Annotated in this window: 7 protein-coding genes; 2 read left to right on the top strand and 5 right to left on the bottom strand. The window is 43.9% G+C overall.

What is annotated here, in order from left to right; all coding sequences use genetic code 11:
- Positions 1 to 1,258: 1,258 nt before the first annotated feature.
- A complete protein-coding gene (locus BCU94_RS09100) occupies positions 1,259 to 1,537 on the bottom strand; it encodes a hypothetical protein (protein WP_102476198.1) in 279 nt (92 codons plus the stop codon).
- A 192-nt stretch (positions 1,538 to 1,729) separates the two neighbouring features.
- On the opposite strand from BCU94_RS09100, the gene BCU94_RS09095 reads away from it, so the two are divergent.
- On the top strand, positions 1,730 to 2,389 hold the full coding sequence (locus BCU94_RS09095; RefSeq protein ID WP_102439792.1) for a methyltransferase domain-containing protein: 660 nt from the start codon (positions 1,730 to 1,732) through the stop codon (positions 2,387 to 2,389).
- Between the two features lie 16 nt (positions 2,390 to 2,405).
- Here BCU94_RS09095 and BCU94_RS09090 read toward each other — a convergent pair whose 3' ends face one another.
- Positions 2,406 to 2,885, bottom strand: a complete 480-nt coding sequence (locus BCU94_RS09090) for a GNAT family N-acetyltransferase (protein ID WP_157936098.1) — start codon at positions 2,883 to 2,885, stop codon at positions 2,406 to 2,408.
- A gap of 257 nt (positions 2,886 to 3,142) precedes the next feature.
- Between BCU94_RS09090 and BCU94_RS09085 the strand changes: the two genes are divergently transcribed.
- Entirely contained in the window at positions 3,143 to 3,997 is an 855-nt protein-coding gene (locus BCU94_RS09085; protein WP_102476196.1) for a PA4780 family RIO1-like protein kinase, read from the top strand.
- Positions 3,998 to 4,077: 80 nt separating this feature from the next.
- On the opposite strand, the gene mak is transcribed toward BCU94_RS09085, so the two are convergent.
- From mak to BCU94_RS09070, 3 genes are all read right to left on the bottom strand, one after another.
- Positions 4,078 to 4,983 carry a fructokinase gene (gene mak, locus BCU94_RS09080; RefSeq protein WP_102439789.1) on the bottom strand — a complete coding sequence of 302 codons (906 nt, stop codon included), beginning with the start codon at positions 4,981 to 4,983 and terminating at the stop codon, positions 4,078 to 4,080.
- Positions 4,984 to 5,110: 127 nt separating this feature from the next.
- Complete coding sequence (gene cysQ, locus BCU94_RS09075) at positions 5,111 to 5,896, bottom strand: 3'(2'),5'-bisphosphate nucleotidase CysQ (RefSeq protein ID WP_102476203.1); 786 nt, start codon at positions 5,894 to 5,896, stop codon at positions 5,111 to 5,113.
- 338 nt (positions 5,897 to 6,234) lie between these two features.
- A complete protein-coding gene (locus BCU94_RS09070; RefSeq protein ID WP_102476195.1) occupies positions 6,235 to 8,385 on the bottom strand; it encodes a glycoside hydrolase family 16 protein in 2,151 nt (716 codons plus the stop codon).
- Positions 8,386 to 8,417: the final 32 nt, after the last annotated feature.

Raw genomic sequence — 8,417 nt, 5'->3', positions numbered from 1 at the left:
TTACGCATCCTTTGGCGCCAAAATTATCTCAATTTGGAGAAAATCAGTTATACCTGTATAGGCAACCAGTCATTTGGACGACAAGTAAGGCGGTCATAATCGATTAGAAAAAGTAAGGTTATGCTGATTATCCCATTGCTAGCACCAACTCGTTTTGAGACATGAACGTGTTACGGGCACCAAATTTATACTTCATTTTAATTGGCTCAGTTATGCTAGATCATCACTTCAATCTAATCCATTGCCTGCCGCAGGTGATGTATAGGATATACAAATGTCGCGATCACATGGTCAATGATGTTCCCGACATCATCATGACATTTCCCAAATCCCTATGGGTCAGATGTGAAAGAGCGACCTTATGTGCAGATACAACTGCGAGACGCTGCACTCTTTATATAAATCAAAAGGTCCCTGTAAGCTCTGCCAAAACAAATAACATCCATGTTAAACGGCCAGTTCGGCATCCATGCCTCTCGCTCAGAGCGCTTCACACTGTGAAACTTCGCCATGTTTTGGTCAAATTTGTTCCAGACAAATAATGACATTCTTGCCATCCTTGGCGGTCAGAAGCTCGCTGCTGCATCTACACCGGGATTATTATCTCTTCGATTTGACTTTATTAGTGGGAATAAAAAGGCTAAAAAGCAGAAAATCTATTTGCCTCCGACTCAATTTGAATTGAGGACTTTGAAGAAAATAGCGTGAGATTGGCATGGATGCCAATATAGCCTCAGTTAAGCCATGGATGGCGCATCTGAGGCGTTAGCATTTTCAAATATGACCGAAGAACACTACAAGCGAAGTCAAAAGCTGGATCAATCCCCGTTGAAAACATGCGATTTTCAGCATTTTTCGTTGGGGCCTGAGGGTTTGTTAAGGGCTTATTTTGTAAAATGTGAGCGCTTTCCCCCTTGACTCTGCTCTTTGCAAAAGAAGGGGCGAAGCGCCACGACGTTAATCCAAACAAAGTTTGGAAAGACTTAAAGAAAACTTGCGATTTATAACTCGTATAAGTGAAGCACCACGACTTTTTTGTTCAAACTGGCAAACTAGATTTGGGTCACTAAATCGTTAGGGAAGTTTGCCGTGGTGAGTTCTGCCAACTTAAACAACTCATGACGTTTCGAACTTTGTTGTCTTAGTTTCAATCTTTATTGTCTAGTTTCAGACTTTAATGTACATCGACAGGAAAATGAATAACACCAAGCGCGCTTAAGCAAATAAGTGCCTTAGTAAGGGTTTATCCGCTGTGTCTCTACTTCACCATACAATGTTGGTAAATGTTCTCCCATTGCAGGTAAGTGAGCTCAATACTCGCTTCACTGTCACAACAGTAAGCGTCACCCTTTGGGCACACCTTTTCAGTGATATCAGCTAATTGCTCAGTAACACAGCCAGATAAGTACTCGTTACTTAATACCATATTGTTAAGTTGTTGCCGCTGCACAAGGGGAATAGCTAATGAATCCTGCGGCGCAATAACGCAATCAGACGACGCTAAAGAGAGTAACGCGGCAGTGATGAGTCCTTTCATATTAACTCCAATATAATTAAATCAATTATACGATAGCCATTGTAGCCACTGCACAGCAAGGTTTTATTCGAATTAGTTGATTATATCCTTTGCGCTAATCGAAAATTACTATAGTGTGGTTATTCAATTGTTTCGTCATTTATATTTTTCTAGATATTTGGCTTAGCTTTAGCTACCCAACTAGGACAAATAATGACGACCCCTGTACGCGTTCGCTATCACACCATTGAAATTGGTGACAACGATATTCACTTATGTACCCTTCGAGATAAACAGCAATTTAGTGACGATAACAACACAGCTAAAGACTTAGGTATTTCTTCGGCGCTATGGCCCATTTTTGGGGTAGTCTGGCCTTCCAGTATGGTACTGGCAAATCACATGCTTGATTATCAAACTCAAGGTAAACGCATTTTAGAGATTGGTTGTGGTATCGGCCTTTCAAGCTTACTGTTAAACCAAAGAGCCGATGATATTACCGCCACCGATTATCACCCTGAGGTTGAAGGTTTTCTATTAAGAAATACCCAACTCAATAACGACAAATCGATAAACTTTGAACGAGTCGATTGGGCTGATGACAACAGTGATTTAGGTCAGTTCGATTTAATCATCGGCAGTGATTTATTGTACGAAGATGAGCATATTGCCTTGCTGGCTTACTTCATTCAAGCCCATGCCAAACGCCAATGTGAAATTGTTATTGTCGATCCCGGTCGTGGCCGAAAAAACAAACTCACCACCAAGATGGATGAATACGGCTTTAGCCATAATCATATCAAACCCATTCACACTGATTATTTAACACAACAATTCAAAGGCCATATTTTGCGCTTTTCAAGAGAGAGCTAGTGCAGTTAAATTTCGCTTAGCAGTCTAGTATATACTCATAAAAAATCACGCTCTGCTCTGTAATGGCTTGCTGGGTAAAGCCCAGCTTTAAAAGTAATTTAGCTGATGCTTGGTTACTTTTGTCTACCCCAGCGATTAATTTACGCCATTGAAGTTGATCCCGGGAAAATTCAATCACTCCTGTGAGTAACTCGCTTCCATAGCCTTTTTTCCAATAATGCTCACCCAGTAAATAACCGATATGGGCTGTTTCTTCATCAGCAAGATACATAAAGACTAATCCCATCATTAAGCCTGTATCAGTCGCATCAACCCGACATAAACGGCTTTGTGCTAGCATTTCATCAAGCCAGTACTCGGCGGCTGGTAGTGAGTTTAGCTGCTGAAAATTAGCAGGAAGATGATTAACCACTGCAGGTGTCAACAACGCCATAAGCTGTATCAAGAGTGCGGATGACTGCGATGTTAACTCTGATGCAGACTCTGACGATGTCATATCAGAAGATATTTCCCTTATTAGCAGCCTCGCTGTTTGCAAATTTATCTTCACCTGATGGCTCCTATTTATGGCCATTAACAAAGCAAACCCCATTAATAATACGGAGTAACTGCAGGCTATCTTATCATTTAGCGCTATTAAAATTTGCTTTGGTTAGTACCAAAGTGACATCTAGCCATCATTAAGCTGCAATAATATGGCATTAACTCAGCCAATCACTACCATCCTCAGCCTAAGTAAGGTATAACGGCGCCATGAAAACTCCTAAACGTATACAACCACTGGTTGATGATGGCCTTATTGACGAAGTCGTAAGCCAATTAATGAGCGGTAAAGAAGCCACCGTTTATATGGTTCGCTGTGGAAATGAAATCCGCTGCGCCAAAGTGTATAAAGAAGCCATTAAACGGAGCTTCAAAAAAGCAGCGCAATATCAAGAAGGTAGAAAAAGTCGCAATAGCCGTCGCAGCCGTGCAATGGAAAAAGGTTCCAGCTACGGCCGTGAGCAGCAAGAAAATGCCTGGCAAAATGCCGAAGTAGATGCCTTGTATAAATGTGCTGACGCCAATATTCGAGTGCCTGTCCCCTATGGCTGCTTTGAAGGTGTGCTGATAATGGAACTGATCACTGATGGTCAAGGTGATGTGGCCCCGCGTTTAAATGATATTGTGTTAAGCGCAGAACAAGCGTTACAAGATCACGCCACCATGATGGGGTATGTCACTCGTATGTTGTGTGCCGGCATCGTCCATGGTGACTTATCGGAATTTAACGTACTGCAAGATGACCATGGACCTGTGATTATCGATCTGCCCCAAGCCGTCGATGCTTCAGCCAATAATAATGCCAAGGTCATGCTAGAACGTGACGTTAACAATATGACCCGCTATTACTCGCAGTTTGCACCTGAGCTTGCTTTAACAAAGTATGCCAAGGAAATGTGGAGCTTATATGAGAAAGGCGACTTACTGCCTGATACCCAGCTTAGCGGTGAATTTGAAGAGGATACCAGCGCTGCTGATGTCAATTCAGTGCTAGAAGAAATTCAAGCAGCCTTTGAAGAAGAACTAGAGCGCCGCGAACGCATTAGTGAGCCTGAAGAGCTTTAACGCCCTCACACTTAATTTCGACTGTAAATAAAAACGGCGCTGATAGCGCCGTTTTAATACTCAAGAGTTAACTCATCGACCTAGTGGTCGTTTTTACCCCACAGCCATGCTGCACCACGCACCCCAGATGATGCGCCATATTCGTTTTTAACCACTAAGGTGTCGCACTCGCGGCCAACCACATACTTAGGTAATACTTTTGGCAATTCAGTGTATATCGCATCAATATTAGATACGCCGCCACCTAATACAATCACATCAGGGTCGAGCATATTAATCAGGTGTGCCAATGAGCGTGCTAAACGATCGATAAAGCGCACAAATGCTTGGGTCGCTAACGGATGACCATCGGCCATCATTTGCGAAATTTGAATGCCACTGTCAGCTTCACCACCAGCACGGCGGAAATCACGAACAAAGCCAGTGCCTGAAATAAAGGTCTCGATGCAATCTTTGTTGCCACAAAAACACGATGTAGAATTAAATTCGTCCGAAGTCATCCACGGCAAAGGATTATGACCCCATTCACCACCAATGCCATTACCGCCGCCATGAACTTTACCATTTATCGCTAAACCGCCACCGCAGCCTGTACCAATAATCACCCCAAAGACCACATCTTTGCCTGCGGCTGCGCCATCAACAGCTTCAGATACCGCAAAACAGTTAGCATCGTTTGCTACCCGCACTTCTCTATCAAGACGAGCGCTTAAATCTTTATCAAGTGGATGACCATTAATCCAAGTTGAATTCGAATTTTTAACCAAACCCGTTAACGGTGATACCACCCCTGGGATCCCCACACCCACACTGCCAGTTTGCTGAGTTTCGGCTTCAGCATCATTAACTAAGCCTACTATGGCATCAAGGGTTTCAGGGTAGTTTTTAGGTGTTGGAATACGTTTACGAAATAGCTCTGAACTATCTTCGGCTAGCGCCACCACTTCAATCTTTGTCCCGCCAAGGTCAATACCCATGCGCATCATAGTAACTCTCTCCATATCGTTAGAATCTGTTATTCACCAAAATGAGTGTGCCGCAATAGCTATTATTGAGCTGATAAAAGGCTAACGGTTTCAAGTTAGACACTTTTGCAATGACTCGTTTATATAGCTACCTTGCAAACCATGCTGGTGACGCCGCAATAAAATACGGATTTAAAATATTTTCTTTTTGGTTGTAATCAAGGGACGTTAATTCAGGATAACGCACTACCTGACCACCAGCGCCTTCAACGACAGCTTGCGCTGCAGCGGTATCCCACTCACTGGTTAGCCCCAGTCTTGGATACACATCAGCAATGCCTTCTGCCACCATACAAAACTTTAATGAGCTACCAACACTTTGCATTTGGTGCTCGCCCACATCCTTAAGGAACTCTTCAAGCCCAGGGCTGATATGGGAGCGACTGCCCACCACCACAGGTACAGGGCTGACTGTTTGTTGGCTAATATCTAACTGTTGCTGTTGCCCTTGATACTCAAGCCATGCGCCTTGACCCACAATGGCAGAATAACATTTGTGTAATACCGGCGCGTATACCACTCCTACCATAGCGCGGCCTTGATGAACTAAGGCAATATTGACGGTAAACTCACCGTTGCGCTTAATAAACTCTTTGGTGCCATCTAGTGGGTCAATTAACCAATAAGTTTGCCATTCTTTACGTTCTGACCAAGGGATATCAGCGGCTTCTTCGCTCATGATCTTAATGCCAGCAAATTGCTGAGCTAATGCGTTAACAATCACATTATGACTGGCAATATCCGCAGCGGTCACTGGGCTATCATCCTGTTTTTGCGTTACTTGCAAGTCGGTGTCTGAATACACTTGCATAATTGCATCACCAGCCAATTTGGCAATCTCAACCACTTTAGTGAGATGCTGCTGGGTAAACAGCGGTTTCGTAAATGGCTGCTGCGCATCATCTTGCTCTGAAAAACTAAATACCTTCAAGGTTCATCCTTATGAATACGTTAACCTGTGGTTAACTCAAATCACTTAGCGCTATTATGCCAGTTGCTCGCAAGATGATTTATAACTATTTAGTTTGTCTTAGAAATAACAATGTTAGTTAACTTTTCACTAGCATAAATATCAAGGTAGCTCTGCCACGCCTCTGAGTTAATTTTTGCTACTAATATGCAACATCGTTTACAGATAGTAAGCCAAGTGCCCCTTGCATAAAAGGCACAATGGCTTAGCTGCATTCGTATTCAAACTGATTTAAAACAATGTTATTTAGTTAGCTGCACATTATCTACTTGCATAACCACCCCATTTTGATTGCCCCAAGCCGGAAAAATCACTAATGGGGTATCAACTTGGGTTAAATCTAAGCTTGAGCCAGCATGAGCAACAAGGTCTGCAAGCGCTAACTTATAATGAGTCCAAGTGGCGATATCTGGCGTAGCAATCGCAAAGTCACCTGAGCTACAGGGATGGCCGCAATCGACCTTGATATTAAAGTCGCGCTGGCTTCGAGGGTCTGTTACCACGTTGACATCAAATTCAACAAAGCTAAATTGGCTAACATCTTGACCTAACCCTGTGCTTTGGTAATACACCACAGCTTCATCGGTATTAAAACTAAATTGAGTCACAGCGCCATAATCACCACCAGCATCAACTTGAGCGATATCGACTGAACCATTAGCGGCGTAATGTCCTATGCTATATGGCGGTTTTACTTCATTGTCATAAATAACCAACTCATCCACTTCAACTACTTGATATTCATAGCGCACATTATCAATTTGCAGGCTGATGTTACCTAATGCTTCAATCACAAACGGATTCACTACCACAGCTAAGTCAGCCACGCTGCCAGGCGAAAACCGATTGCCACTGGCGACTAATTCTGCGATAGATATTTTTACTTCAGTCCAAGTATTAAGCTCTGGCAGAGTGACGTTAATATCACTGACATTAGGCCAACCACTGTCAATTTTAACCAGCAGCTCGACATTATCGTCGATAGATAACAGGTTAATATCAAAGACTAAATAGCCATTATTGGCCCAGTGAGACAAATCGGCTGTGGGAGGGTAAGAGAAATAAGCATTACCCGTCGCGCCCACTTTATCCATTTGCAGCACCTCACCGCGACCTTCTACTGTCAGCGTCTGCAAGGTAATACTGCCATCGGGGTTATAGCTATCAAGCGCTAACCCTTGGGCTAGTGCATCGTCAAACATGATAAATTCTGGTCCTGCGCCAATGTCAGTGCTGGGGGTCGTGATCGCTGGCGGCTGATGGCCTTCTACCACTGCTGCGGCCTCATCAATAGTGGCACAACCACTGCCTGTTGTTGGCGCGACACTGCATTCATACACGCGCACATAATCCACCTCCATGGTTTGTGGAAATACCGACTCATCCACCCCAGTGTTGTTGACATTACCCGCCCAAGTACCGCCAACGGCAAAATTGAGGATCATGTGAAACGCTTGATTGTAAGGTGCATCTTCAGGGGCTTGTTGTAAAATCCCTTCAGCATCAGTGTATTGACTGTACCAACCCGTTGAGCGCTGAGTGGCAAAATGCACATCATCCACATACCAGCGAATTTCATCTTGCTCCCATTCAAGGGCATAAACATGAAAATCATCGGCAGGATTTGCGCCTTGTGGCAAACTGTACTCTGCGCCAGAATAGACATTGCCAGGCCAAGCTTTACCATAATGCAAAGTGCCATGAACCCGGCTTTCAGATGTCTGGGACTCATCGCCATTGGTGATCACTTTCAGATTAACCGCTTCCATAATATCGATTTCGCCAGAGCCTGCCCAAGGACCATAAACCCAGTCAGTGGGCAACATCCAAATGGCCGGCCAAGTGCCCTGACCTTGTGGCATTTTGGCTTTAATTTCAAAGCGGCCATATTTCCAATCGCCTTTATGGGTCGAATCTAAACGCGCCGAAGTGTAAGGCTGCTGTTTTGAAGTGTCATTGGCATCGTAATTAGGATCGCCCAATGCTACTGCAGGGCCATTAAAATCTTCCCGCAGAGCGGTAATCACTAACTTACCATCAACCACTTGGCTGTTATCAGCGCGCTGGGTATAACATTGTAATTCTTCGTTGCCGCCGCCATAACAGTTATGGGCTAAATTCCATTTAGTGGCATCAATCTCAGCGCCGTCAAATTCGTCACTCCATACCAATGACCAGCTTGCGTTTTCTTGCTCTGAACCCGTGTCTGAATCAGAGTCTGAGCCAGAGTCTACTGGCGCTTGCTCTGATTCAACTTCAGGCTCAGTTTCAGTCTCACTATCTGAGCCACAGCCTATTAGCAGCAGCGCAGTTAAACTCGCAGCGCTAATGACTTTAGCGGATGAAAAAGCCTGGCTTAGAGCCAAATTTAACGGTAATTTTTTATTGAACATTCTTGATTCCCCAATCGCAAAATATCTAAAAA

This window comes from Shewanella sp. 10N.286.52.C2 (assembly GCF_002874545.1).
In the GTDB taxonomy this organism is placed as follows: domain Bacteria; phylum Pseudomonadota; class Gammaproteobacteria; order Enterobacterales; family Shewanellaceae; genus Shewanella.
The sequence above is the reverse complement of the archived record's forward strand: the minus strand, read 5'-3'. Positions and strand labels throughout refer to the sequence as shown.

Coding starts and splice junctions, on each gene's coding strand:
- BCU94_RS09100 (WP_102476198.1), bottom strand. CDS start 1,537: ATGAAAGGACTCATCACTGCCGCGTTACTCTCTTTAGCGTCGTCTGAT.
- BCU94_RS09095 (WP_102439792.1), top strand. CDS start 1,730: ATGACGACCCCTGTACGCGTTCGCTATCACACCATTGAAATTGGTGAC.
- BCU94_RS09090 (WP_157936098.1), bottom strand. CDS start 2,885: ATGACATCGTCAGAGTCTGCATCAGAGTTAACATCGCAGTCATCCGCA.
- BCU94_RS09085 (WP_102476196.1), top strand. CDS start 3,143: ATGAAAACTCCTAAACGTATACAACCACTGGTTGATGATGGCCTTATT.
- mak (WP_102439789.1), bottom strand. CDS start 4,983: ATGATGCGCATGGGTATTGACCTTGGCGGGACAAAGATTGAAGTGGTG.
- BCU94_RS09070 (WP_102476195.1), bottom strand. CDS start 8,385: ATGTTCAATAAAAAATTACCGTTAAATTTGGCTCTAAGCCAGGCTTTT.